The organism is Marseilla massiliensis (assembly GCF_023336985.1).
Lineage (GTDB): Bacteria > Bacteroidota > Bacteroidia > Bacteroidales > Bacteroidaceae > Prevotella > Prevotella intestinigallinarum.
Window position 1 is genome coordinate 148,625 of sequence record NZ_JAMBLP010000006.1, and the last position, 23,719, is coordinate 172,343.

Annotated in this window: 25 protein-coding genes; 10 read left to right on the top strand and 15 right to left on the bottom strand. The window is 53.9% G+C overall.

The window, feature by feature from the left end; translation table 11 throughout:
* Positions 1-5: 5 nt before the first annotated feature.
* From M3089_RS06830 to M3089_RS06840, 3 genes are read left to right on the top strand one after another with little or no spacing between them, the layout of a single operon-like run.
* Positions 6-986, top strand: coding sequence for a toprim domain-containing protein (locus tag M3089_RS06830; protein ID WP_249082771.1), 981 nt, complete (start codon positions 6-8; stop codon positions 984-986).
* On the top strand, positions 931-1,488 hold the full coding sequence (locus M3089_RS06835) for a DUF3872 domain-containing protein (protein WP_249082836.1): 558 nt from the start codon (positions 931-933) through the stop codon (positions 1,486-1,488). Before M3089_RS06830 ends, M3089_RS06835 begins: the two co-directional genes overlap by 56 nt.
* Positions 1,485-1,979, top strand: coding sequence for a glycoside hydrolase family protein (locus M3089_RS06840; RefSeq protein ID WP_249082773.1), 495 nt, complete (start codon positions 1,485-1,487; stop codon positions 1,977-1,979). Before M3089_RS06835 ends, M3089_RS06840 begins: the two co-directional genes overlap by 4 nt.
* Positions 1,980-2,055: 76 nt before the next feature.
* Here the strand turns inward: M3089_RS06840 and M3089_RS06845 are convergent, their stop codons facing one another.
* Together M3089_RS06845 and M3089_RS06850 are read right to left on the bottom strand one after the other, a co-directional pair.
* Complete coding sequence (locus tag M3089_RS06845; RefSeq protein WP_249082776.1) at positions 2,056-2,979, bottom strand: DUF932 domain-containing protein; 924 nt, start codon at positions 2,977-2,979, stop codon at positions 2,056-2,058.
* A 47-nt stretch (positions 2,980-3,026) separates the two neighbouring features.
* Positions 3,027-3,317: a DUF4120 family protein gene (locus M3089_RS06850; RefSeq protein WP_249082778.1), complete on the bottom strand. Its 291-nt coding sequence runs from the start codon at positions 3,315-3,317 to the stop codon at positions 3,027-3,029.
* Between the two features lie 515 nt (positions 3,318-3,832).
* Between M3089_RS06850 and M3089_RS06855 the strand changes: the two genes are divergently transcribed.
* From M3089_RS06855 to M3089_RS06875, 5 genes are all read left to right on the top strand, one after another.
* The gene (locus M3089_RS06855) at positions 3,833-4,918 is read left to right on the top strand and encodes a hypothetical protein (protein WP_249082781.1); all 1,086 of its coding nucleotides are present in this window, start codon (positions 3,833-3,835) and stop codon (positions 4,916-4,918) included.
* A 56-nt stretch (positions 4,919-4,974) separates the two neighbouring features.
* Positions 4,975-5,448, top strand: coding sequence for a hypothetical protein (locus tag M3089_RS06860; RefSeq protein WP_249082784.1), 474 nt, complete (start codon positions 4,975-4,977; stop codon positions 5,446-5,448).
* A 51-nt stretch (positions 5,449-5,499) separates the two neighbouring features.
* Positions 5,500-6,015: a hypothetical protein gene (locus tag M3089_RS06865; protein ID WP_204434978.1), complete on the top strand. Its 516-nt coding sequence runs from the start codon at positions 5,500-5,502 to the stop codon at positions 6,013-6,015.
* 167 nt (positions 6,016-6,182) lie between these two features.
* Positions 6,183-6,863, top strand: a complete 681-nt coding sequence (locus tag M3089_RS06870; RefSeq protein ID WP_249082787.1) for a hypothetical protein — start codon at positions 6,183-6,185, stop codon at positions 6,861-6,863.
* Positions 6,864-6,885: 22 nt separating this feature from the next.
* Positions 6,886-7,470: a hypothetical protein gene (locus tag M3089_RS06875; protein WP_249082789.1), complete on the top strand. Its 585-nt coding sequence runs from the start codon at positions 6,886-6,888 to the stop codon at positions 7,468-7,470.
* 72 nt (positions 7,471-7,542) lie between these two features.
* Here the strand turns inward: M3089_RS06875 and M3089_RS06880 are convergent, their stop codons facing one another.
* From M3089_RS06880 to M3089_RS06915, 8 genes are all read right to left on the bottom strand, one after another.
* A complete protein-coding gene (locus M3089_RS06880; RefSeq protein WP_249082792.1) occupies positions 7,543-8,244 on the bottom strand; it encodes a hypothetical protein in 702 nt (233 codons plus the stop codon).
* Between the two features lie 38 nt (positions 8,245-8,282).
* Complete coding sequence (locus M3089_RS06885; protein ID WP_249082795.1) at positions 8,283-8,984, bottom strand: hypothetical protein; 702 nt, start codon at positions 8,982-8,984, stop codon at positions 8,283-8,285.
* Positions 8,985-9,038: 54 nt separating this feature from the next.
* Complete coding sequence (locus M3089_RS06890; RefSeq protein WP_249082799.1) at positions 9,039-9,620, bottom strand: hypothetical protein; 582 nt, start codon at positions 9,618-9,620, stop codon at positions 9,039-9,041.
* A gap of 295 nt (positions 9,621-9,915) precedes the next feature.
* Positions 9,916-10,230 (bottom strand): hypothetical protein, encoded by a 315-nt coding sequence (locus M3089_RS06895; RefSeq protein WP_249082802.1) that lies wholly within the window; start codon positions 10,228-10,230, stop codon positions 9,916-9,918.
* 11 nt (positions 10,231-10,241) lie between these two features.
* Positions 10,242-10,736 (bottom strand): hypothetical protein, encoded by a 495-nt coding sequence (locus M3089_RS06900; protein ID WP_249082838.1) that lies wholly within the window; start codon positions 10,734-10,736, stop codon positions 10,242-10,244.
* A 241-nt stretch (positions 10,737-10,977) separates the two neighbouring features.
* Positions 10,978-13,980, bottom strand: coding sequence for an N-6 DNA methylase (locus M3089_RS06905; protein WP_249082805.1), 3,003 nt, complete (start codon positions 13,978-13,980; stop codon positions 10,978-10,980).
* Between the two features lie 80 nt (positions 13,981-14,060).
* Positions 14,061-15,002, bottom strand: a complete 942-nt coding sequence (locus M3089_RS06910) for a hypothetical protein (protein ID WP_249082807.1) — start codon at positions 15,000-15,002, stop codon at positions 14,061-14,063.
* An 11-nt stretch (positions 15,003-15,013) separates the two neighbouring features.
* Positions 15,014-15,844 (bottom strand): DUF4121 family protein, encoded by an 831-nt coding sequence (locus M3089_RS06915; RefSeq protein WP_249082809.1) that lies wholly within the window; start codon positions 15,842-15,844, stop codon positions 15,014-15,016.
* Positions 15,845-16,375: 531 nt separating this feature from the next.
* Between M3089_RS06915 and M3089_RS06920 the strand changes: the two genes are divergently transcribed.
* Positions 16,376-17,242, top strand: coding sequence for an O-fucosyltransferase family protein (locus M3089_RS06920; RefSeq protein WP_249082812.1), 867 nt, complete (start codon positions 16,376-16,378; stop codon positions 17,240-17,242).
* Positions 17,243-17,405: 163 nt separating this feature from the next.
* Here M3089_RS06920 and M3089_RS06925 read toward each other — a convergent pair whose 3' ends face one another.
* A complete protein-coding gene (locus M3089_RS06925) occupies positions 17,406-18,404 on the bottom strand; it encodes a glycosyltransferase (protein WP_262922164.1) in 999 nt (332 codons plus the stop codon).
* Between the two features lie 294 nt (positions 18,405-18,698).
* Here M3089_RS06925 and M3089_RS06930 point away from each other — a divergent pair, with 294 nt between their 5' ends.
* Positions 18,699-20,015 (top strand): DUF6080 domain-containing protein, encoded by a 1,317-nt coding sequence (locus M3089_RS06930; protein ID WP_249082819.1) that lies wholly within the window; start codon positions 18,699-18,701, stop codon positions 20,013-20,015.
* Positions 20,016-20,345: 330 nt separating this feature from the next.
* Here the strand turns inward: M3089_RS06930 and M3089_RS06935 are convergent, their stop codons facing one another.
* From M3089_RS06935 to M3089_RS06950, 4 genes are read right to left on the bottom strand one after another with little or no spacing between them, the layout of a single operon-like run.
* The gene (locus M3089_RS06935; protein ID WP_249082821.1) at positions 20,346-21,029 is read right to left on the bottom strand and encodes a ribulose-phosphate 3-epimerase; all 684 of its coding nucleotides are present in this window, start codon (positions 21,027-21,029) and stop codon (positions 20,346-20,348) included.
* A complete protein-coding gene (locus tag M3089_RS06940; protein ID WP_249082823.1) occupies positions 21,020-22,030 on the bottom strand; it encodes a galactitol-1-phosphate 5-dehydrogenase in 1,011 nt (336 codons plus the stop codon). Before M3089_RS06940 ends, M3089_RS06935 begins: the two co-directional genes overlap by 10 nt.
* Complete coding sequence (locus M3089_RS06945; protein WP_249082824.1) at positions 22,027-22,728, bottom strand: IspD/TarI family cytidylyltransferase; 702 nt, start codon at positions 22,726-22,728, stop codon at positions 22,027-22,029. The genes M3089_RS06940 and M3089_RS06945 overlap by 4 nt, the downstream gene beginning before the upstream one ends.
* Positions 22,729-22,749: 21 nt before the next feature.
* Complete coding sequence (locus M3089_RS06950) at positions 22,750-23,559, bottom strand: LicD family protein (protein WP_249082826.1); 810 nt, start codon at positions 23,557-23,559, stop codon at positions 22,750-22,752.
* Between the last annotated feature and the right edge of the window lie 160 nt (positions 23,560-23,719).

The window sequence follows — 23,719 nt, forward strand, 5'->3', positions numbered from 1 at the left end:
CGCCTATGGATATAGAAATGATAAGAGGCATTCCCATCGAGGAATTCCTGTCCCGCCTGGGGCATGAGCCGGTCAGACGGCACGGGGACGAATGCTGGTATCTCTCCCCGTGCCGGGAGGAAAGGACGCCGTCGTTCCATGTGAACACCCGAAAGGGGGTCTGGCATGACTTCGGCACGGGGCATGGCGGCGACATCTTCACCCTCGCCGGGGAACTTTCCGGAAACGGCAGCTTCTTGGCGCAGGCGAGGTTCATCGCCGGGGTGTATGGGGGCACGGTACCGGAACATGCCGGAAAGGTGCGTGTGAAGGACGGGACACGGACGGCGAAGCGGAAGGAAGCCTCCCGGTTCGAGGAGGTGGTCCGCAGTCCCTTGTCCTCCGAAGCCCTGCTCGGCTACCTGAAAGGGCGCGGCATCCCTGCCGGCATCGCACGGGCGAACTGCGAGGAGGTCCGGTTCCGGCTGTACAGCAAGCGGTATTTCGCCGTCGGGTTCAGGAACGTGAGCGGGGGTTACGAGCTGCGGAGCAGGTTCATAAAATGGTGCCTGCCGCCCAAGGACATTTCCGTCATCCGTAACGGCTCCCTTACCTGCAACCTGTTCGAGGGATTCATCGACTATCTTTCGTGGATGGTGCTCGGCATCAGCTGCGGCGAGGACTATCTGGTACTCAATTCGGTGGCCCTGGTTGAACGCGCGTTCCCTTATCTGGACCGTTACGGGAAGATACGGTGTTACCTTGACAATGACGACGCCGGGAAAAAGACGCTGGCTATACTGCGGAAACGCTACGGGGACAGGATTGACGACTGTTCCGACCTGTATGCCGGCTGCAAGGATCTGAACGAATATTTGGAAAGCAATTTCCCGTCCGGACAGAAATATCTTTTACAAACCGTTAAAACAAGAAATGAATATGAAAACGATTATGAACAGGAAAGGGCTGTCTGCCCTTGTGTGCGCCCTGACGGGCATGACCTTTAGTATGCTGGCCTCGTGCAGCGATGACCTTGATGTGCAGCAGTCCTATCCATTCACGGTGGAGACGATGCCCGTACCCACACGCATCGTGAAAGGCGAGACCGTGGAAATCAGATGCGAGTTGAAACGGGAAGGGAGGTTCTCCGACGCCCGCTATACCGTCCGTTATTTCCAGCCGGACGGTGAGGGCACGCTGCGCATGGACGACGGCATGGTGCTGCTGCCCAACGACCGTTATCCGCTGGGCAGGGAGGTATTCCGCCTGTACTATACTTCGGAATGCGAGGACCAGCAGAGCATAGACATCTATTTCGAGGACAACAGCGAGCCCGCCCAGCTCTGCCTGCTGACCTTCGACTTCAACAACGAGAGTGCCGATGGAGAGGATGAAGGAGATGACGACGGCAGCGGAGACAACGGCACCCAGATTATAGTGCAGCCTGGCGATACGGCCGTTGCCCTTCATCCAGCTGTCAGTATGGCAATAAAGCCCTTGTTGCCATGAGGATTGGAATACTGGCTGCCGTCTGTCTTTTGAGCATACCGCTGCGGGCGGAAAATCCGGTAAAGGAGGGACAGGACAAGTTCAACCTTGCCGTCGAGTGCATCAAGCGGTTCGAAGGCTGGCATGGAGAAAGAAAGCACTGGCCTTATGTAGGTTGGGGGCACAAGGTACTGCCCGGAGAAAAATTCACCAACAACATCTCCAAAGCTCAGGGGGATTCCATTCTGAGGGCGGATTTGCGCAAACTGTGCCGTATGTTCAGCTATTTGGGGCGTGATTCCTTGCTGGTCAGCGTACTGGCCTACAACGTGGGAGCTTTCCGTCTAAAGGGGTACGGGAAGATGCCCAAGAGCCGGCTGTTGAAAAAGTTGGAGGCCGGCGACCGGGACATCTATGACGAGTATGTTTCTTTCCGATGTTACCGGGGCAAGGTGGTTCCGAGCATCGAGCGCAGAAGAAAGGAAGAGTTCAGGCTGCTGTTCGATGAATAAAAAAGAGGGAGAATCTTTCAGTCCTTTGACTGTCAGGTTCTCCCTTTATAGTATGATTTTTTCATTTTGTCGTGTCTCAGTTCACCGGAACAGCCTCCTGTATTTCCGCCTCTGCGGGCAGGCGGGAAAGCAGGAGCTCCGCCATTGCTCCGTTTTGCGGAATCAGTGCCGGAAAGTCCGTCTTGCCTGGCTTGTATATCTCGGTGGCCACGTTATACAGGTCCCAGGCGGTAATCTGCCCCTTTTCCGCGACCAGTTTCAGCACCTCTTCCGTGAACTGGGATATCTGTCCCTGGTTCAGCGGATAGGTCTCCACGGAAGATGACAGGTTCCTGTCCGAACTGTCGTGGGCCACGCGCATGGCCGTCAGCAGACCGATATACATATATATTTCTTCCAGGGAGACGATCCGGCGCTTCATCCGCTGTATCCGCCCGATGTCTTCGTTCATGTTCACCTCGAAGTTGGCCAGCCAGCCGTCCACCGTCTCGAACACCTCTTCCGTGGTCACTTTCTTCTTGCCGTAGTTGCAGACGCTCCGTTCGGGCGAAAGGATGCACTGGTTGTGGCAGATTCTCACGCACGGGCCTATGGCCGCCTGTATGCCGTCCTGATGGTAGGCGACGACCAGCGTGGTCGTCAGTTCGTCCGTCTCCCAGTCCTTGATGCGGATGGTGGCGAAGATGCGCCGGAGGATATGGGCTTCCACGGCCTTTTCCCCGTGCGTCTGCTCCACCTGCGGGAGAATGCTCACGCCGGGCTGTGTCTTGTTCCGGTTCTGTGCCGCGAAGATTTCCTCCACCTCGTAGTCGAGGTTGTACTTCTCGCAGATGTCCATCATGCGCTGGATGACCTGGTAATGGTAGATGCCCTGCACGGGCTTGTTGTAGATGTCGTTTTCCTTGTAGGTACGCTGGAGTGTCTCGAAGTTCATCGTTTCGATTCCGTTTTTCTGGAAGTCGAACTGCCGCTGTCTTTCCAATACTGCTAATGTGTCCATAATCTTGATTTTTTATGAAGTTAATACTATGGTTGTTTGCTGTTTCTTTAGGTGTGTATCTGCCATCCGTGGAACGGTGTCAGCGTGACGGCAAAGGACCTGTCGGGGATCCCGTGGTAGAGCAGGCCTCCCACGATGCCGACACGCCCGTCGGGATAACGCTGCGTGAAGCCGAACGAGTACGGGGCGTGGTCGTAGTAGAGTGTGATCTCGCAGGGATGACTGGGATTCTCCTCCCATTGTTTCAGCCTGTCCAGGCACTTCTGCAACGAGGTGTCGCCGATGGATTCGGCATAACGCTTTACATTCTCGAAATGTTCTTGATTCGGAATTTTCATAACTCTTGTATTTTATCTGTTAGACACGTCCGGCTCCGGGAGCCGGTATTTTTATTTCTCACCTGCCCGGCTGTCCCGTGCCCGTACCGTAACAAGGTTTGGCGAAAGAAAATACCGCAGCGCAGCGAGGATGATTTTCTTTCAGCCAACCCCGGCGGGGCCCGACCTTGTACGGTACGCGAGGCGCGGGGCTACCTTTGCTGGTGGGAAATAAAATAAGCGGGATTTTGCACCGATTTTGGCTTTAACGTTTGTTTGCATAAAAAGTTTATCATCTACAGGTGAATCCTTTATCTTTGTAATTTGCTCGACCCGTTTCCGTGAGTCGGGCAACTCAAAGTCGTGAGTCGGGCAACTCAAAGTTCTGAGTTGGGCAACTCGGCAAAGTGAGTTGGGCAACTCGGCAAAACGAGTCGGGCAACTTGGAAAGGCGAGTTGCCCGACTGGGAAAAGTGACTTGGCGGGAATGACGGCGGATTCCGCTGGTAGTATGACATTATTGACAACGTAAAACAATGATAAAGATAGAATCATTCATATTGTGCCTGCTTTTCCCTATCATGGTTTATGGTAAGGGAAGCATGAGGGATACCGTAAGGATTCAGGTTCATAAACAGACGTATGAACTTACCATGTCCGTGGACTCCGCTAAGGGCGGATGTGCCCAAAGCCCGGTTATCGTGTCCGTGAAACTTACCAAGGGAGGGAAGCCGGCAGGAGAAAGCGTCTTTCCGTTACCAGGCGACTGTCCTGATGAAGAAGATATAAGCATTGAAGGCTCGGACAAGGGATTTACAATCAAATGTTCGTACTGCGAAGGTTTCTACCTTTATATCGGCTATGCCCGATTTGGATATTCAGAAAGGCTGGATGATTTTGTTTTGGCGGGATACAAAGAAGAAATTATAGACAGGCCGTTTCCTGAATCGGAAAGTAAAACCGTGGAATACAAGTTCCGCACTGAAAAACCACTTACTTTATGCGCTTTTTCAATCCAGACTGTCAAAAAATTGATTCACCGGAACATTGCTCAGGAATACGAAATTGTTCAAACCAGTACCGGTTTGTATCCGGTGTTCGGTTACTCTTCCAAGAGAGGCAAATTGATGTGGATAGAATGTCCGGTCGAGTTTATGATACATAACATAGGTAAAAACAGGCTGTCAGTGCTTTCTGGATTCTATTACGGCTGTGTCAATGAAGCCATATATAAGCTTAAAAACAATCCTTACAAGAGGTGGAATTACGAACTCATTTATAGGAGTGAAGGCGACTCTATAGGAGATTATCTGAATTCTGCTGCGGAATCCATTTTTCCAAACGAATCCAAACGCGTCATTATCATGCCACGGATTTTTGTTTATAAGAATCCGGATTTTCAGAAGCTGTTTGAGGATACGGTTGCGGCCATGGCACGTTCCCATAAGGAATCCCGTTGGCCTGTTGCCCCTTCTTCGCTATCCATCGGCCAGCGGAAGTTCCTCAAAGAACTTATTTCCGGTGACTCCCTGAGAGTCCGGTTTTATTCAGATGCATTGCATCGTCATCATGCGGTAAACATTCCTCTTGATGCTGACAAGAGGCTTTCCTCTTTTTTCTGATAAATGAAAAAGGGAATATTAATTCAAAGACTTTAATTGCTATATGGGAAAGTAAAATGAGAAAAGCCAATGCTATAAAGTTCACGATATACTTCTTGCTTTTCGCTGTTATTCTATACTTTGAATATTATGCGATAGGAATGCAAGAAGGAGAATGGATTGCCCATGACGACCGCAGACCTTTGGCAAGCATGATGGTACTGATTGGCATTTGCCCCATTTATGTATTGTATGACATGGCTATACGCAATACGTTGTGTCGGTTGTCCGCCTTGCTGTTGCAAGCCGTTTTTAACCTTTGGAGCCTATTATGGTTTAGTTCATTGCCGACACTTGGCACATACGAAGCGGAATATGAACGCACAGGGATGCTGCCGGAGAATATGATACCGTCTGATGAAAACAATTTCTACTTTTGTTGGATTGTTGGCGCAATCATCATGCTTTATCTTGCGGTGGCAATGACAATCTCGTATGTTATGAAACTATATGCCGGAAGCAAACGACTTAATCACCCAAATAGCGATTAGTTGCGGAAATGAATAAAAACAGAATACGAACCTATAAAAATTGGAATAGATATGAAAAGTATGAAAGTTATAATGATGGAAATGTTGGCCCTTGTTTTCGGGCTGTCAGGGTGCAGGAACACGGGCAAGCAGGCGCAGCAGGACTGGAGCGCCATGCTTCCTCCTGCCAGAACCGCCGCGCGTATCACGATGGACAAGCTCCCCGAAGTGCTGAGGAACGTGCAGGCAGGGCGCACGGAGTTTGACTTCACGGGCATCTGTAGCAACGGCACGGACTGCATCTATTTCATGCAGGAAAACGGGAAATTCTACATCGATTTTGAAGCCATGGGCAAGGAGCAGCTTCCCTATCTGGACTCGTTGAAACGGTTCGCCGAGGAACACGGCTATCCCGTTGTCGAAACGACCTATAACAATATCCCCATCGACTACGACCATCCGGAATACGCCCCCGTCCTCAGCCTGAAGGTCAATGCGGACATTGACAGCATCGTGAAAGTCGGGCGGCAGATTGAGCAGGACATCTTCCGCAACGACAGCCGGACGGTTTACGAAATCGTGCCGTAATCTGGATAACCTATTCAAACAGACAGATGGACTGGCAGCAGACAACCATGTAACAGACATCTATGAGAATACCTTTCTGTCTTATATTGCTATTGTTACCTTCCCTGATAATAAAGGGGCAAACAGGACAAGATTCTATCATCTTTCATGGGAATATAGTGAACGACATGAAGGAGGAAGAGGATATTGTAGCACAGTACAGGTACAATCTATTTTGTAAAAGTAATCCACGAAACAGGATTCCATTAGATACGACTGTTTTTGCAATCAAGTGTTTGAGAGGAGATACCATTGTTTTGGAGGTGTTATCAGCTTCTCCTTTCCGTTTTCAAGTAGAATGTATCGCAAACAGCGATACCCCGACTGATATTCATGTTTGGAATTTTCCCAAATCGTATAATGGTTGGCATCGCTTTGGTGATAACAGGACAGAACATCTGCCCGTTAAAAAAGAGGATTACCTTTCAACATTAGTCGGAGTCTATCAGCAGACATTACATATCGCAGGCGAAGAGCTTGTATGGACGATGATGAAACTTGTCGCTGATGGCACTTTTGAATATATCGGTAATATCTTTAACTTGGACGGAGAAGGTGGAAATTATCTTATTGGAAGATGGTATGTAAACAAAGACACCCTTATGTGCAATGTAGAACCTGAATTATTTCCTCCGAGAATACAAAGGCGTTATGACGGACAGATTCTTTGTTTTCGTTATCCTGCATGGGAAGAAAACAGGAAAGAAGCTTTGAACCATGGCATCGTTTACAAGTTCTTAATACGCAAGACAGGTTTGATTGAGATTGATGACAAACAAAGAATATTCAAAAAAATAAAGCATCGGTAGCTACCGGATATGATTAAATACAATGGTAACAAAGAACAGATTTTTCAATATTGTATTATGTGTTCATATCCTATGCGGAATTTTAGGTGTGATGATAATATGCCTTGTTCCGGAAAAAGACCATGTACGGTGGGGGTTCGGATACCTTGTCGGCTATCTGTTCTTTCTCTCGCTCGTTCTCTTGTCTTTCCTCCCAAAAGGTCTGCCCCGATGGATGAAAATCAGCCTGCGGATTTATAGGGCGGTCTATTGGGTGGGAGTATTGGTCTTGATATTCATACCCAAAGGTCTATTCCTTCTTTTCGCTTTACTATATGAATACGGGAGTAACAGCACCAAGATTGCGGAAAACGGACAATATATCATACGCCTTTACGTCACCGCCTCCCTTTTTGACGATTATAATGAGAAAAGGATATATAGGAAACAAGGGATGATAGAAAAATATATCGGTAGTTTTGATGCAGATGATGTGATTAACCTATACGACATTAAGTCTTTTCGCATAGATGAGAACAATACATTTATCGGGAATTGCCATTTATCAATTAATGGCAGTCCTAAAGACAGCGTCATGACCTTTCCAATTATAAGACCAAGAAACTGAGCTTATAACAAGGCGGCGATTTGTTGTTGTTATGATTCGCTCCCATAAAAGAGTTCCGTTGGCAGATTGCTTTTACTTTCCGGCAAGGAATACAAGATAATCTCTGATTGCTTTGTGGCATCCCGTAAAGTCCGGAGTGCGGCATCCCCTGTATTTCCGGTAACTGATGGTTCCGTCCCGGTTAATGCCTGTCACATGCTTGTTGAATGTGCCTTTTGTCCGGATATGGATGTCAAAGCCGTCACGTTTGGTAATTTCAAGGAACTGTTCCGCCGTGATTTTCTCACCGGCCAGAAAATTCCGTTTGGCATCATCAAGTTGCCGTTGCCATTGCTCTGCCTCCAGTTTCCTTTTTTCCTCTTCTTTCATTTTCCATTCCATGCGTTTCTGTTCCTGCCTTTTTAAGTATGCTTCACGCGCCTTCACCAAAGGAGCCGGGTCAAGGCCGAGCGCGTTGAATACCCGGATGGGCAGGACTGATATGTATTTTTCTTCTTCCGCATCTTTCAGGGTATTGGCAATCCAGTTCCTGCAATAGGCCGCCGCTTCTTCACGGTGTCCATCCTCGTCAAGGATTCTCCGCGAATATTGCCCACAGGAGAAATAGACGTTGTTTATCTTGCATACCACATGGAAATAGTCCTCGCTTTCATTGCCGTATTCGTTTTTCTTGGACAGGGAAACATATACGTTCTCGGCATACGGTTCAAGCTCCATGTATGGGGCGACGACGGTGTTGCCGTCAAACTTGTATCTCAAAACTTTTGTTTTCATTACATATTATATTATGTCGTTGTACATATTCTATGGATTCATTCGCAGTCACAATCGCATACTTCATCTATGATTTCCTTTTCGCTCTTTTCGCCTTTTAAGAATGCGAAGAAATCAGGAAAGAAAAGCTGGGCATAGTCTGTATCCAATTGCGTACCTTTCCTGTCTTTAGTCGCACACATACTAAAGCGTCCTATAATGCCCTTTTTGGGCGGCATGATGTGGAAGGACAGGTCTTCTGTGCCGTTGATGTTAAGACTCCTATGATAGGTGTAGAATGTTTTGGGGATTCCTTTGTCCTCACTTATTTTCACCCGTTTGTATCCGTACTTTTTCAACAGCCAGATCAGTTCTGAGGTCGGCATCCCTGTATGTGAAATGATGAGAGCCCAGTTTATCTCCACCAGAGTTTTCTCATAGTGATCGTAGAGTTTGTCGAATTGTTCCTGGTATTCTTCAAGGAACTCACCGTCTTCGTTACGCATGTCTGCAAGTGCCATTCTGTTGTTTCCGGCGAGGGCAAGGCCGCTCAGTCCGCAGGCGACTTCATTGAGCAGCGAGTGTTCCTTGTTCTTGTCTTTCTCTGTTCCGATGGTTCTGAGCCGGGCATACTTGTATAAAGCCGCCCGGACTGAAGTGTCCGGTTCCTGCAATATATCCGTGACACCATGTCCGGAGAGTTTCAGCCTGATGCTTTCTGGCAGGCTGCGCCACCATTTGCTTACATTGTTTGTATTCATAATATCTTAAATTAAATTGGTTTGTATATTGTTTTAGTTACCATAATGTTCTTTTTAAGAGTTTCCGTTTGTATGTTCAAGTTGCAGCAAGGCCGCCTCGTACATCTGATTGAGCCAGTCGATGTTGCAGGCACCGAGCTCGTAAGGAGTGTGGCAGGCCACTTCGCATCCGCTTTCCTTTTCCCATGCGAATACCGTCAGGCTGTTGTCCGTAACTTCCAAGCCCGTCACCCGGCATTCATAGGGATCTCCGTTCTTGTCGAACCAGATGACCCATACGGGGTCTTCATCGTCGTTGGTAAATGAGAACTCTTTCAGGCCATGTGCGTAAAGCAGTTGCCTGGTGGCCTCGATGATGTCCTTCCGCAGTTCTTCAATCCTGTCGCTGAAATACATGGCCGTGTATTTGACCTTGCCCTTGTTGTCCCTTTCCTTGAGAGACAGTATCTGCATGTCGGGGTGACTGCCGAATTTCCAGTCTGTCACCTCGTCATCGTCGCGGGTAGTGTGGATATTGCCGCCCAGTACCAGGCCGCAGTCTTCCGTTACCATTCTTTCCGCCTCGTCGCGGTCTTCCGCCACGACCTTGTAGGTGCCCTCGAAGGTGTACCTTACTCTTACATCGTACTTTGCCATAATTCTTACTTTTTTATGTCGTTTATAAATGCAGAGAGCGGCTTTTCGGCCGCCCTCCGGTTATTTGTCCTCTTCATAGACTACTCGTTGGTATTTTCCAGCTCCCGCCAACTCGCTTTCCCAAGTCGGGCAACTCACTTTTCCAAGTTGCCCAACTCGTTTTGCCGAGTTGCCCGACTCACTTTGCTGAGTTGCTCAACTCGCCGAGCTGAGTTGCCCAACTCAGAACTTTGAGTTGCCCGACTCACGACTTTGGGTTGCTGGGGACTGTCGTTGCCATATTCCGTTGTTTTTGTCAGTTGAACATATTGGTGTCTCTCCTGTTGTCCCTTGCGGCCAGGACACCGAAGTGTATTTCCAGTATCCCGGGGTTGAAACATAGCATGGAGTTGTAGTCCATGCGTTGCCATAGCGTGAACCGGTCCCCGGCGAATGACCATCTGAAATAGCCGGACAGCGAGCCGAATGTCGGGTTGACGTTCCTGTTTATCAGAAGCCTGTTCACGTCCACGATGTTTCTGGCCGCCAGGATGATGTTCAGTATCTCCACGAATGCCAGCTGTGAATATGGGTCCACCGGCATTACCGGTCCTTTGAAATTGATTCTCATGTCCGTCGTTTTTAATTGTAGTCATCGTCAAATAACTCGTAGCGGTAAGGAGCCATGTCAAGGTAATTGCTTGAGACTCCCGTGTATATAAGTTCGCCCGCCGGCATGTCCGCAGGGTCTTCCTCCGGTTCCGTGAGGATATGCCCGTACAGGTCCAGGTAGTGCGAGACCATCATGTACGGGTCATCGGCGGTGAGGTCATACCCGTAATGCCCGCTCCATGTGATGAAATGCTCCGCGTCTTCCCCGCCGAGCGTTTCAAGCGCGTCCCTGATGTCGAAGAAGTTGGGACACAGCCATTCCCGGCTGATCAGCAGGTCGGGTATGTCTTCCCATCCGAGGTATCTGTACTCGGGTTCGCGTTCCTTCGGGAACAGGTCCGAACAGGCATTGAGGAATTCGCCCATGTCGCCGAAATCCGACATCCGGAGCCAGTTGTCCTTTTCCTGTCTCATGTCTATGAGGTGTTGTGTCGTCACGGACACTTCTGAGCGGTTCAAGTCCATAATCTTCTGTTTTTTTGTCGTTGTCAATGAATGGTTCATGACCGTGGATTTCATTCCACGGGCCGGCAAAGGGCCGTGTCCCGGCCGTGCAGGGTTTTTACGGAAAATACCGGAGCCTGCAAAAGCGAGGATGATTTTCCGTAAAACCGCCTGCGGCCTGACCTTGCACGGCCAGGAAGGACACGGGCTACCTTTGCCTGTGGAATGGAATCTGCGGTCTGCTGCCATCATTCTCATTCTCTCACTCCTTGATGCGCTGGCTGCCCCAGCTGATGTGTATCTTTCCTTCGCTGTCTTCCGTGCGGACAAGCAGGCTGTCGATGACAGACATCGTGATGTCGAACTCCTCGAAGATCTCGGATTGTTCCCTGACCTCCCCGGTCTTGATGAACTCGTTCAGGCGTTCCTTGGCCAGCACCAGCGCCATCAGGTTCTGCTCGACCGAATCCTCGTAGGTGACATAATGCACGTTCTTCATTTCCCTGGAGTCCAGGCGTATGAAACGGAAGTAGAACTGCTCCATCCTGGGGATGTTCCATTGCAGGGATTCCAGTATCACGTCGTTGCAGGTGGGGATGTTCACCGAGCTGCTCAGGCTCTGCTGCGTGCATACCAGGATGCCGTTGATGGTGGAGTCGAACTCCGTCACGATGTCCTGGCGTTTCCTGAAGGCCACGTCTCCCTTGACCGTAAACACCGGCCTGTCGGGGAAACGCTCCCTGATGTAGCTGTCGTAGAGGTTGAAAGCAGCCAGCGTGGTGCAGCCGACGGCCACCTTGCCGGGGATTCTCCTCACAAGCCTTTCAATGTATCTTGTCTTGCAGGGATACCCGTCTCCGTAATATCCGTCTATCAGGTGCGGCACCGAGCAGGCCTTGATGAGCAGCTTGATCTGTCTTATGAGTCTCAGGCCGGCATCCTTTTTCGTGTCACCCGTGCTGTTGTAGTACAGTTCGCAGATGCGGTAGAACTCCTCTATGATGACGCGGTACACCTCGCGTTCCCCCTCCGAAGGACGGACGGCATGTGTGCGTATCCGGTATTTCTCTCCCGCGAAGTCACGGAACTTCCGGGTGATGACCGTCTTGCCGATGAGTCCGGAAAGTTCGTCCTTGTTGTAGACGTCCTGGTTCTGTTTCTCTATCCCGAACACGGTGGCCTTGCCGGGGCAGTGGCAGGCGCGGAACAGCACATGCCCCCTGAAGGCGGGGAACGGGGTGCCGTAATCGGGGTTGCTGTCCTCTTCTATTTCCCGGTTCCTGTTCTCGCGGTAGATCTGCGGACTCCAGCATATCATGTTTATCGAATTGTTGTAGAGCAGCTCGAACTGGCTGTACAGTTCCGCTATGTTGTTGCGGGTGGTCGTCCCGGTGTCAAGGATCTTGTACCTGAGCCTTCTGAATATGCACAGGACATTTCTTGTACGCTGTGACATGGGATTGGTGATTTCGTCCGACTCGTCGAAGACCAGGCACAGTTTCCTTGACGTGCGCTTGACAAAACGTGTCAGTCCCCGTTTCAGCCTGCCGAGCATGGAGGTGGAGACGACAAGGAACATCCCTTCCGGGATATTCTCAAGGTCACTCTCCGTTTTTATCATCTTGAACCTCTCCCTGTTTACGGTGAGGAACGGTATCCAGGTCATGTGGGTGGCGATGGCCGGTGCAAGTATAACGGCGTTCCTTACTTTCCGGAACTTGAGCAGGTATTTCGCCCGGTGATAGACGGCGGCGGTCTTGCCCGATCCCTGCTGCCAGTTCAGAAGGGCGTAGCGTTTCTGAAGCACGAGGTTCAGGTCGTGTTTCTGCAGGGAGGTGAATTCGCAGATTTCGCCGTCCCTGTTGATGAATGTGCACCGGTCCAGGTATTCTTTCAGCCTGCCGTCCTCCTCCATTTCCGGGAACTGCCGGTCCTGCATTTCATACTGTCTCCGCTTGCGCCGTATCAGCTTCTCTGCGGCACGGATCTGGCTCATGTTCTTTTCTGTCGGCAGTTCCGGCACAGGCAGTACGGCACGTCCCAGCACGAGGTCGTTGATGCCTGCCGCCTTGTGCGTGACCTTGTCAAGCAGACGGGGGGCGTACTGTTTCAGCTTGAAGCCGTAGGAGGTCTTCACCAGCGCCACCTCCTTGCGGGGCACCATGTTCTGCAAGGTGATGTACCTGCGGATGATGCCGAGGACCTTGCCCGTCGTGAGCTTCCTGCGTTCCCATTCCTTCATCTGCTCCTTGGTGGCACCCTCCGGCGGTTTCTGGTTGCGGAACTTCGTGACCAGGGCCTCCGCTTTCTTGATGTGCCTGTTCAGTGCGGGATGTGCCTTCAGCTCGTACATGTACTTGGCCAGCCTGTACTCGAATGTTTCCAGTTCCTCCCTGTCTATGTGGCTGGCCTCCCGCATCAGTTGAAGGCGCAGCCGGCGTTTCATCCTCCGCGCTTCGGTAATGCGTTCTTTAAGTTCCTCCATGCTGACAAACTCTTCCGCGTTGTAGGGATGCATTTCCATGTGGATGGAACGGCGGAGGAATACCATGACCTTCGTGGCGAAGTTCCGCACTCCGACGGGGGCGAAGGCTGCCGGGTCCAGCCGGGTCTGGCCGATGAAGGAGAAATTTGAGTTGACACCTGCCACACGGGTCTTTTCCCAGAATTCGCTCTGCATGAAAGAGAGCGGGACGATGACCATCAGGATGCCGGCGGGGTTGAGCACGTCGTAAGCCTTGTCCATATAGTATTCCTGTGACAGCCTGTAATCGAACTTCAGGTTGAAGGGAGGGTTGCCTATGACGATGTCGAAACGATGTTCGGGATTGTACTGTTGTATGTCGCATTTCTCGATATGGGCTTCCGGGTAGAGGTGTCTTGCGACGGCCACCGCCTTGCCGTCTATGTCGAAGCCGTAGGCGTTGTGCGGGTTGGGCAGGTGGTTGAAGAAGTTTCCCATGCCGCAGCACATGTCAAGGACCATTTCCGTCGATGTCGGGGAAAGGATCCCGACCATGTCCCTGCATACTTCATGCGGGGTGAAGAACTGTCCCATCTCGGACTCTTTCTTGGCCTCGGCATATTCGTGGTAGCTGGCGAAGTCCGACTGTCTGAGGCTGTGCAGTCCTCCGATGCCCGTGTAGCAGTTGTAGATGCTTTCCTTCGGGATGAGGTCCTTGCCGGAGTCTATGGCGAAAAGTATCTTCCCGTTGATCTCGGCACGCCTGTCCTGCGGTATTTTCTGTGGTATGATGGCATACATGTCTTTACTGTCTTGATGGTTGGAAACGAAGACACCCCGCAAGGATGCCTTACGGGGTGCCGGAATATTTTTTTCATGAATCAGTCTTCCGGAAGCGTGATTTCGTCCAGCCGCAGCCGTCTGTAGCAGTTCCCGGCGGTCTGGCCGTCCTTGAAGCGGATGTCGATGCGTCCGTTCTTGTAGAACTTGATCTGCTCGGCGTTGGACAGGGTGAGATTGTACCATTGTGAAATGTCCACGTCATGACTGTCGAAGCCCATGATTATTTTGGAACTGCCGTTGAGTATGTCGTCGGCTCCATAAGCGACTCCTTCACAGATGTTTTCCAGATTTCCGTCGTAACTGTAACAGAGATGGTATTTCTGGCAATGCTGGATGTAGAAGTCGTCGAACCGGAGTATGTTCGGCAGGATGATCCTGTCATTTTTCAGTTCCGGCTTGACCTTGCTCCAGCGGGAAGGCTGTGCCGTCTTCAGGAAACGGGCCAGCAGTTCTTCCTCAGCCGTTTCCCGGAAACTCTTGCCTCCGAGATGTTCAATGACGGCATCCACATAGGTCTCATAGACGGGACGGAAGCCCATGCGTAGCGTTTTCCCGTCAATCTCCGGTACGGGAACCGCCACATTGTAGGTCTTGTTGAAGTAGGAGACGATGCGGTTGGCGAAATTGGCGTTGGCATTACAGTTGCTGTCCACAAGCTCATTGATGATGTCGAACGGTTTGAACTCATTGTGAGTGTAATCCTCTTTTTCGTTGTAGTTGAAATGGAAGTTCCGTATGGAGATCTTGCCGTTGTCCTCATAGGTGAATTTCTTCTCTTCACGGTATCGTTCCGCGTCTTCCCTGAAGATGGCGTACCACTTGTCTATCTGGTCGAGCGTCTTGTAGAGCAGTTCCTGCTGCCGTTGGCAGTACCGTCTGTCTTGTTCCGTGATTTTTTCCTCGTTCCTTATCTGCACGTTAAGGATTCCTGTGAGCAGGTCAGTCTGGCTGCCTGCTGTCATTGCTGTCGTTGTCTGCATGATTGTATGTTTTAGAGATTATTATTTTCGGGCTTGAGCCGGTAACAATAGGTGATGTGGCTGTCCATGTCCTTGATCAGTTTCACCTGTTCGGGGAAGAAATTGAGCCGGCGTTCCACGGAGGGGGCATCTATCTTGTCCCACTCGTGCCATGTCAGGAACCGGTTTTCATGGCGGAAGCACCAGAGCACGACCTGGTTTTCCCGGTTGCCCTTGAACACGGTTCCTTCGTAGTCCTTCAGGAATTGTTGGAACTCGGATTCGTTACGGAAAGCGATATCAAAGCTCTGATAGAGATTGCCTTTCTCCGATTCCTTCCTTTTGTTCAGATAAAACTTCCGGTAGGTTTCGGTAGTGAAGCCGGCATACCTGGGATTGGGTTCGGCATAGAACCATAACGGCACTCTCGCCAGGAATGTCACCGTGCCGTTGGCGCATCCTCCGCAATGCCCCCAGTTCTTGAATGCGCCTTCCGTCCATTTCAGAAATTTCATGTCTTTCGGATTTACGGAATGGAATGCGCCTCCGCTGACACTCAGACGGATATTCCCGTCCTCTTCCCATACGAAAGGTACATAAGGTTCTTCACAAACGGAAAAATATCCTTCTTTTGTGTGCCTGTCATCAATAAGGGCATGCCCGTAATAATCCCCGTGTTCGGTTACATATACCAGTCTGTCACCGATTTTTGGGGTAAGCTCCGAACGGGTCTGCTCGATGAGTTCCACATAGTTGTTGACCATATCCACGTCCTGTTGTGTCAGCCTATGTTCGCGATCATACAGAACGTTCAGTGGCTTGAGTGTTTCCACCGTATACTTTTTCTTTTCTTTCTGTAACATGAGATTGATTTTTTGTTAGTCCGGCTTTTCGGGGCCGGAGTTCCCATAACTACAGGCTTAAAAAGGTCGTGTTCCGTACATGCAAGGCTTCGGGAAAAAATACCGCAAGCCCTCCGGGCGAGGATGATTTTTTCCACGAACCAGAAGGGCTTGGCCTTGCTTGTACGAAAAGAACACGAATTACCTTTGCCTGTGGTTATGGGGACTCGGCTGCGGTATGCCTTGCACTTCCCGATATGTTTATTCTATGAGATTGCGGACTTTTTATGAAGCTCTTTCAAAAAGAAATGTTACCTTTGCAAATGAGATAAAGCGTTATTTGAAAGCATGAGAAATATGGCGCTTCCGAACAGTCCGGCATTTTCTTATCCGTTGCCCGTTCTCGTGCGAGTTTCTTATAAAAAGTTGATAGTCTGATAAATTATTCAAGTCTACAACAAATATAAGAAAAGTAGGCGTATATTCAAAGCAAATAGCAGTTATTTGTTGACAGTGCCCGTATTGTCAAGTCTTTTTCGTAAATTTGCGACCATGAAAACGACAAATCACAAAGGAAGCCTGACGCTTGTGCCCGCAGGCGGACTGGCAAACAGGATGCGGGCCGTGGCGTCTGCCTACCGGCTGTGCCTCGCCGTGGGCAGCCGGCTCCACGTGGTGTGGTTCCGCGACTGGGCACTCAACGCGCCCTTCGCCGACATTTTCGAGCCTATAGCGGCACCGGGCATCGACCTGCGCGAGGCAGGCGTGGCCGACGCCATTGTCAACGGGCGCCCCCGCAGGCGCAATCTGTGGCTGCCGGCGCTGCCCCAGGCCCTAGCGTACCAACGGCGGATATACGAGAAAAGCGTCACGCCGCTCAAGCAGCGCGGCTTCGACTTCGAGGCGTGGGCCGCAGGGCGGCGGTGCTACATGAGCTGCTACCAAGAGTTTGGGGCATATCCCGACGACACCTACAGGCTGCTGTTCCGCCCTGTGGCAAGCGTGATGCGGAGCGTGGAGGCCAACGCCGGCCTCTTTGCCGACTACACCATAGGCATGCACATACGCCGCACCGACCACGGAGAGGCCACAGCCCAGAGCCCCACCTCGCTGTTCATCGAGGCCGGCAGGCGCGAACTGGCAGCCCACCCGGGCCTGAAGATATTCCTCGCCACCGACGACCAGGGGGTGAAAGCCGAGCTCACGGCAGAGTTTGGCAGCAGGGTCATCACGGCAGCGGCGGCGGCATCGCGCAGCAGCGCCGACGGCATCAGGGGCGGACTGGCAGACATGTACACGCTGGCACGCACGCAGCGGATATACGGTTCGGCCGGAAGCTCGTTTTCGCCCATGGCCGCAAGGATAGGCGGAGTGGAGATGATAGAGGTTAGGGCCGGCCGCGTCAGGGAGCAGTGCTGACGCCGCCATCAACCCGCTGATAGCCAACCGGTTGGCCATACGTGCCGTTTTGCAGTGCAAAACGGCACGTATGGCATTGTGAAACGGCCCGTTTCAGACGGTGAAACGGCCCGTTTTGCAGAGCACCCGCGCAGCCGCCCCGCGCGGGCGGCACCCTCGGAGGCTAATCCAACCGCTGGCCGCGCTCGAGCAGATAGCGGTAGTTGTAGGCCTGCATCAGCGGGTAGAGCAGGCTGCGGAGCAGGGCCACGGGGTCGGGCTCGTAGGTGTAAAACAGCGTATGGCGGTATTTCACAAACAGGCGCACCATGCGCAGCAGCGGCAACAGGCCCCCGGAGCACTCGCACTCGAGCAGCCTCACGCCGTCGCGGCACACCCGGCTGTCAGACTTGATGGCCCTGAGGAAGTCGAGCCTGGGCCTGAAGTGCCACGCGATGTACTTTTTCATGCGGCCATAGTTGCACACGGCCCACCACAGTATGTAGGCCCCGTTGGCCGCAGAGCGCTCGCGCCGCTTGTCGGGCACGATGTAAGTGTCCGACGTGGCACACCGCCTCTGGTGCACAAGCTCCCTGTCCACCATCACTATGCTGTCGTAAGCAGCGGCCGTGATGCTCAGTATCACGTCATAATAAGTGCGGTTGAATATCTCGCCCTTGTGCGGGAATAGGTTAAGCAACTCACGCCTGAAGAGCAGCGTGTGGCCCGGGAGCGACGAGAAGAGCAGCCTGAAGAGCCCGTAGTTAGGGCAGCGCCTGTCGTAGTTAAGGCTGATGCCGCTGTCGTTGCTGAACGGCACCGAACGGCACGTGCACAGCAACTTGCCGCCGATGGCCTCCATCTGCAGCCTTATCTTGTCGGGCTCCCAGATGTCGTCCTGGTCGCAAATGGCAATGTAGTCGCCCGTGGCAAGGGCCATTGCGCTGAAGAAGTTGGCGTTGACGCCCCTTCCGCCCTTGTTTACACACGGCTTTATGATGCTGTTACGTGCAGCATATTCCTCCACGATGGCCATGGTGCCGTCGGTGGAGCCGTCGTCTTGTATGATTATCTCGTGCAGCCCGTATGTCTGGTTGAGCACAGAGTCAAGCTGTTCGCGCAAATGCCGCTCCCCGTTGTAGGTGCACATAACAATAGAAACACGTTTACCCAATACGTCCATTACACTGTTCAATTGTAGGATGTTATGTCAAGTAGCCTGATGCGGGGCAGCCGCCGCCGTGCCCACAGCCATGCCACCGCCACCGCGATGGCCCCTGCCGGCCCGGCCCCGGGGCACGCCTGCCCCACAAGGCCCATAGCCCCCAGTGCCGGGGGCCGCCCGCCTGAATGTCGGGTGCAAAGATACTAAAACTTATCCGAACGGCCATGGCGCCACAGGCTTTTTGCCCCCGGCCGGCAGGCTAAGTGCAGATAATTTATTAACTTTGCAGCCCGGAAATGTAAGTCAAATCTTATGAAAATCCCAAGACAGCTATGCCTGCGCCGCGAAGAGCGCTGGCCGGCCCTCGTGGCGCTGGCCGTCATCGTGGCGCTCAACGTGCTCATGGTGGGCAAATACTACGACGTGTTTGCCAAAAACATCCACGGAGGCTTCTGGGGCATGTTCACCGGCAAGTTCCATGTGTCGGGCTACGACCCCATCCTCTACCTTGTCATGTCGGTATGGCGGGTGCTTTTCAGCGGCTTCCGCCATCCGCTGCTGCTGTGGATGCTCTACCCTGCGGCCTGCCTCAACGAGTGGCTCATGCCCATAGCGGGCATCAACTGCGCCCAACTGATAACGGCGGCCATGCTCACCGTGGCCGACTTCGCCTCGTTTGTGCTCTTCCACCGCCTGCTGCGCGACGTGGTGGGGCTCTGCCGGGCCGACACGGCGCTGCTCACGGCCCTGTTTTTCTCGTTCGCCTATGTGATGGTGCCCATGGTTGTGCCCGACCACTTCGCCTTCTCGCTGTGCCTGCTGCTGCTCACCCTCTACGTGTGCGGCCGCCACATGCGCGACGGCACGCCGCTGTCGGCCCCGGCCGCCGCGCTGCTCATGGTGGTCACGGCTGGCGTAACGCTGAGCAACGGGGTGAAAGTGGCGCTCGGCCAGTGGATGGCCAACGGCCGGCGGTTTTTCGCTTGGCGCAACTTGCTGGTGGCTGTGGCCCTGCCCTCGGCGCTGCTGCTGTGGGCCGGCTTCAGCGTGGGGGGCGTGCCCCAGCCCAAGACCGACGCCGACCTGCAGCAGGAAAACGCCACCCTGCGCAAGAACAATATGCCCACCCACGCCGACCACGGCGGCGAACCGATAAGCACGGTGGGGTTCATGAACTGGACCGACGCCACCACGTCGCGCCTTGACGCCGCCGTGGAAAACCTGTTCGGCGAATCCCTGCAGCTGCACAGCGACCATCTGCTGGGCGATGTGTGGATAGACAGGCCGGTGGTGGTGCGCTACAGCCTGGCCGCCAACTACGTGGTCGAGGCCGCGCTCGTGCTTCTCTTCGCGCTGGGGGCTTGGTGCGGGCGCCGCGAGCGGTTCGCTTGGCTGTGCCTTTCGTGGTTTGCGGTCGACATGACGCTGTCGATGGGGCTCGGCTTCGCCATCAACGAGTTATACATAATGGGCCCCCACTGGCTCTTCGTCATGCCAATATCCATGGCCTACGCCATGCTCAGGGCCAAAGGCGCCGCCCTGAAGGCCCTGCGGGTGGCCACGGGCTGCCTTGCCGCATGGCTGTGGGCATACAACGGCACGCTGTTTGTGGGCTTCATGCTGGGCTGAAACCAATGCTCACCAGATAAAATCCAAGAGGCTTTTTCAGGAGTGCTGGTGTACAGGAGTGCAGGAGTACAGACAATGGTTTAGTATATATTTTGGAGGCGGGAGACAGTAGACAGGAGTACAGACAATAGTTATGGAAACATGGAAGCTGTGGGAGCATGGGGAAAGTGGTGCAGGAAGATAGTCAAATACCATTGTCTTAACTCCTTTACTCCCTAACTCCTTAACTCCTAAAAATACACTAAACTATTGTCTTTACTCCTAAAAACACACTAAACCATTGTCTGTACTCCTGCACTCCTGTACTCCTTAACTCCTAAAAAGCCCCCGTCAGACGATGGCGCGGCGCAACTCTTCGATGTTGTCGCGGTACTTGCTGATGTCGCCCTTGAATATCGACGACGTGCCGGCGACAAAGATGCTGGCCCCGACATCGCGCAGCTTGCGGGCGTTGGCGGGCGTTATGTTGCCGTCAACCTCCATTATTATGTCCTCGCGGCCCTCGCGCCGCAGCAGCTCGGCTATCTTTGCGGCCTTGCGCATGGTGCTCGGCACAATCTTCTGGCCTGCAAACCCGGGGTTGACCATGAGCACATTGATACCGTCGATATAGTCGAGCACCTCTTCAAGCGAGTTTATCGGCGTGGCCGGATTGATGGCCAGGAAGCGCTTGCAGCCGTAAGGAGCGAGCCAGTCGAGCACGCGCTGCACCTGGAAGCTGCTCTCGTAGTGTATAGAGACAATGTCGGTAGGCTCTATCCCTATCCATTGCAGCTTGTACTCCGGCTCCTTTATCATTAGATGCAGGTCGAGCGGTATGCCCGTGAGGCTGCGCAAGCCCCGTATGTAGTCTACGCCGAGCCCGAAGTTTGGCACGAATATGCCGTCCATGACGTCGATGTGGAGGCGCTCGACGCCCTCCTGCTCGAATATCTCGATGGTCTCCTTGAGGTTGACCAGGTCGGAGCACATCATCGAAGCCGATATCTCGCCTTTCCTTTCCATCAGTTCCATGTGGTCATTATCTTGCAATAGGGTTCTGAGTGGGCGCGCATTATCTCCAGGCCGCGCCCGAGTTCATTCTGGGCGAACACGTGGGTGACGAGCCTCTCGGGGCTGATGGCCCCCCGCGCTATGGCTTCGGCGGCCTCGGTCCAGTCGGACGGCTGCGCCCCGTGGTAAGAAGAGTTCCACGTGCCGCGCAGCGTGATCTGCTTGCGCAGCACGCGCCAGTAGACGTCTTGCGCCAGGGTGATGTCGCCCGACGGGTTGCCCATGAGCACGGCCGTGCCCCCCGGCGCCGTGAGCCCCACGGCCTGGGCCACAGCCCCGGGCGTGCCCACAGCCTCGATGGCCACGTCATAGCGGCCTGCACAGGCATCGGCGGCGGCCACTGCCGTCAGCCCCAGTCTCTCGACCATGCGCCGCTTGGCCTCGTTGCGCACCACCACGTCTGCCGTAGAGGCCCCGAGCATGCGGGCCCAAAGCGCCGCCCCGATGCCAATCATGCCCGTGCCGACAACGCATGCCGACTGCCCGGCGGCCAGGCGGCTGCGCTTCACGGCATGCAGGGCCACGGCCAGCGGCTCGAGCATGGCCGCCACCGTTGGCGAGACGCCCTCGGGCAGCGGCAGGAGGTTCCACACCGGCACGGCCACAAGCTCGGCAAAGCCGCCGTCGCGGCGCGACCCCACATAGTCGTAATGGTCGCACATCTCGTAGTTGCCGGCCTCGCACTGCGGGCACCGGCGGCAGGGGATGAGCGGGAACACGCCAACCGGGCGCCCGCACAGCCCCCCGTCGGCGGGGCTGCCCACGCTCTCGACCACGCCAGAGAGCTCGTGGCCGGGTATGGTGGGGAAGTGGTAGGTGCCTTTGGTGAATATCCTCGGCACGTCGGAACTGCAAATGCCGGCAGCCTTGACCCTGACCAGGGCCCACCCCTCGGGGCACTCGGGCGTTGGGGCGTCTTCGTAACGCAGGTCGCCCACGGCGTGTAGTACGTATGCTTTCATTTCTTTCTTGCTTTGATGATGGTCTTGAAGTTGCTCAAGTCCTCGGGCGTGGTAATCTTGAAGTTCATCGGGTCGCCCTCGATGATGCGGCAACTGAGGCCCGACTTGAATGCCAGTTCGGTGCTGCCGTTTATTTTCATCAGCTCTGCGGCGTCCATGGCGCGGTGGGCCGCCAGGTACTTGGCGAGCCTGAACGCCTCGGGCGCCTGTCCGGCCCACAGCTTGCTGCGGTCGAGCAGCGCCGTGATGGTGGTGCCGTCGTCGCTGAGGTAGGTTGTGTCTTTCACCGCTATGGCCGGCATCACGGCGTCGGCCGCGGAGCAGGCAGCGAGGCACCGGCCTATGAGGTCGGCGCCGACGAGCGGCCGTGCGCCGTCGTGCACGATGACCAGGTCGGCGTCGCCGCTGGCCGACCGTGCCGCCACCTCGAGCGCATTGAATATGGAGTACTGCCTGGTCTGGCCGGCCGGGGCCAGGCTCACGGGCTTTTCGGGGCAGAGGCGGGCGGCAAGTCCGGCCACGAAGTCGCGCCACTGGTCGGCCACGGCCACCACCATGGCGTCGATGTCGGGGTGGGCGGCAAAGGCGGCGAGGCTGTAGCCCAGCACCGGCATGCCCTCTACCTCGACATACTGCTTGGGCATGTCGATGCCCATGCGGCTGCCCACGCCACCTGAGAGTATGATTGCTATGTTCATTTTCTTTGCTGTTTGCTGTGCCTACGCCATCAGTTCGGGCATTATGAACACAGAGTGGAACACACGTTTCTCCTCGGGCGGCACCTGCATGTAGTCGCCGTAGAGGTCGCGCAGGTAGGCATCGGGGTTGGCAGGGCCCAGAAACCGCTTGCCCTCAAACTCGACTTCAGTGAGCGGGAACACGCTGTCCTTGCGGTGCATGATGCCGTAACCGTTGTTGGTGGGTATGTTGCCGATGTACGTGCCCTTTGGCTTCAGCGCGCACGCGGCCGCCCACAGCGCGCTGTATGCCGCATACTTGACCCCGAACCAGAACAGCTCGGCCGCGGCGCGCACGCTGTAGTGGTGGGCCTTGTGCAGTATTGAGTTGCTCTTTGATATGCCCTTGGTGATGCGCTTGACGAAACCGCGGCTCACGGTGGGGTAGTCTTCAAAGGGGAACACGTCGACATAGAGCCCTTTCTGGTAGCCGGCGGCGAAGTTGTCGCCCGCCTCGACGTAGAAGGAGTTCATGTCGCGCACCTTCACGATGGGCAGCTCCACCTCGGGGTCGGTGGCCCTTGTCTGCAGGAACAGGTCCGGCGGCAGTTCGCCGGCAGCCTCGGCGGCAAACCGCTCCATGTCTTCGCGCCGCATGGCTATGTCGATGTCGTCGTCCCAGGGGATGAAGCCCCCGTGGCGCACGGCCCCGAGCAGCGTGCCGCCGTCGAGCCAGTAGCTGATGGAATGGCGGCGGCATAGGCGGTCTATTTCCTCAAGTATGTCGAGCTGCTTAAGCTGGCACACCCTGAGGTTGCGCCTGTTGTATTCTTCGAGATATCTATTCTTCATCACACTTCGGTTTGCAGGCTGCGCCGCCACGGTGAACCGGGCCTGCCTGTCGGCCACTGCGGCTGCCGGGCGGCTGTGCGCTGCTTATCTCGTGCAAATTTAATAAAAATGTTTGAAGTCTGAAACAAAAATGGCGTTTTTGCTCTGCGCCACTGCCGCT

What these genes read in the sequence shown, in the direction of transcription:
- M3089_RS06830 (WP_249082771.1), top strand. Translation starts at nt 6, where the DNA reads ATGGATATAGAAATGATAAGAGGCATTCCCATCGAGGAATTCCTGTCC.
- M3089_RS06835 (WP_249082836.1), top strand. Translation starts at nt 931, where the DNA reads ATGAACAGGAAAGGGCTGTCTGCCCTTGTGTGCGCCCTGACGGGCATG.
- M3089_RS06840 (WP_249082773.1), top strand. Translation starts at nt 1,485, where the DNA reads ATGAGGATTGGAATACTGGCTGCCGTCTGTCTTTTGAGCATACCGCTG.
- M3089_RS06845 (WP_249082776.1), bottom strand. Translation starts at nt 2,979, where the DNA reads ATGGACACATTAGCAGTATTGGAAAGACAGCGGCAGTTCGACTTCCAG.
- M3089_RS06850 (WP_249082778.1), bottom strand. Translation starts at nt 3,317, where the DNA reads ATGAAAATTCCGAATCAAGAACATTTCGAGAATGTAAAGCGTTATGCC.
- M3089_RS06855 (WP_249082781.1), top strand. Translation starts at nt 3,833, where the DNA reads ATGATAAAGATAGAATCATTCATATTGTGCCTGCTTTTCCCTATCATG.
- M3089_RS06860 (WP_249082784.1), top strand. Translation starts at nt 4,975, where the DNA reads ATGAGAAAAGCCAATGCTATAAAGTTCACGATATACTTCTTGCTTTTC.
- M3089_RS06865 (WP_204434978.1), top strand. Translation starts at nt 5,500, where the DNA reads ATGAAAAGTATGAAAGTTATAATGATGGAAATGTTGGCCCTTGTTTTC.
- M3089_RS06870 (WP_249082787.1), top strand. Translation starts at nt 6,183, where the DNA reads ATGAAGGAGGAAGAGGATATTGTAGCACAGTACAGGTACAATCTATTT.
- M3089_RS06875 (WP_249082789.1), top strand. Translation starts at nt 6,886, where the DNA reads ATGGTAACAAAGAACAGATTTTTCAATATTGTATTATGTGTTCATATC.
- M3089_RS06880 (WP_249082792.1), bottom strand. Translation starts at nt 8,244, where the DNA reads ATGAAAACAAAAGTTTTGAGATACAAGTTTGACGGCAACACCGTCGTC.
- M3089_RS06885 (WP_249082795.1), bottom strand. Translation starts at nt 8,984, where the DNA reads ATGAATACAAACAATGTAAGCAAATGGTGGCGCAGCCTGCCAGAAAGC.
- M3089_RS06890 (WP_249082799.1), bottom strand. Translation starts at nt 9,620, where the DNA reads ATGGCAAAGTACGATGTAAGAGTAAGGTACACCTTCGAGGGCACCTAC.
- M3089_RS06895 (WP_249082802.1), bottom strand. Translation starts at nt 10,230, where the DNA reads ATGAGAATCAATTTCAAAGGACCGGTAATGCCGGTGGACCCATATTCA.
- M3089_RS06900 (WP_249082838.1), bottom strand. Translation starts at nt 10,736, where the DNA reads ATGGACTTGAACCGCTCAGAAGTGTCCGTGACGACACAACACCTCATA.
- M3089_RS06905 (WP_249082805.1), bottom strand. Translation starts at nt 13,980, where the DNA reads ATGTATGCCATCATACCACAGAAAATACCGCAGGACAGGCGTGCCGAG.
- M3089_RS06910 (WP_249082807.1), bottom strand. Translation starts at nt 15,002, where the DNA reads ATGCAGACAACGACAGCAATGACAGCAGGCAGCCAGACTGACCTGCTC.
- M3089_RS06915 (WP_249082809.1), bottom strand. Translation starts at nt 15,844, where the DNA reads ATGTTACAGAAAGAAAAGAAAAAGTATACGGTGGAAACACTCAAGCCA.
- M3089_RS06920 (WP_249082812.1), top strand. Translation starts at nt 16,376, where the DNA reads ATGAAAACGACAAATCACAAAGGAAGCCTGACGCTTGTGCCCGCAGGC.
- M3089_RS06925 (WP_262922164.1), bottom strand. Translation starts at nt 18,404, where the DNA reads ATGGACGTATTGGGTAAACGTGTTTCTATTGTTATGTGCACCTACAAC.
- M3089_RS06930 (WP_249082819.1), top strand. Translation starts at nt 18,699, where the DNA reads ATGAAAATCCCAAGACAGCTATGCCTGCGCCGCGAAGAGCGCTGGCCG.
- M3089_RS06935 (WP_249082821.1), bottom strand. Translation starts at nt 21,029, where the DNA reads ATGGAACTGATGGAAAGGAAAGGCGAGATATCGGCTTCGATGATGTGC.
- M3089_RS06940 (WP_249082823.1), bottom strand. Translation starts at nt 22,030, where the DNA reads ATGAAAGCATACGTACTACACGCCGTGGGCGACCTGCGTTACGAAGAC.
- M3089_RS06945 (WP_249082824.1), bottom strand. Translation starts at nt 22,728, where the DNA reads ATGAACATAGCAATCATACTCTCAGGTGGCGTGGGCAGCCGCATGGGC.
- M3089_RS06950 (WP_249082826.1), bottom strand. Translation starts at nt 23,559, where the DNA reads ATGAAGAATAGATATCTCGAAGAATACAACAGGCGCAACCTCAGGGTG.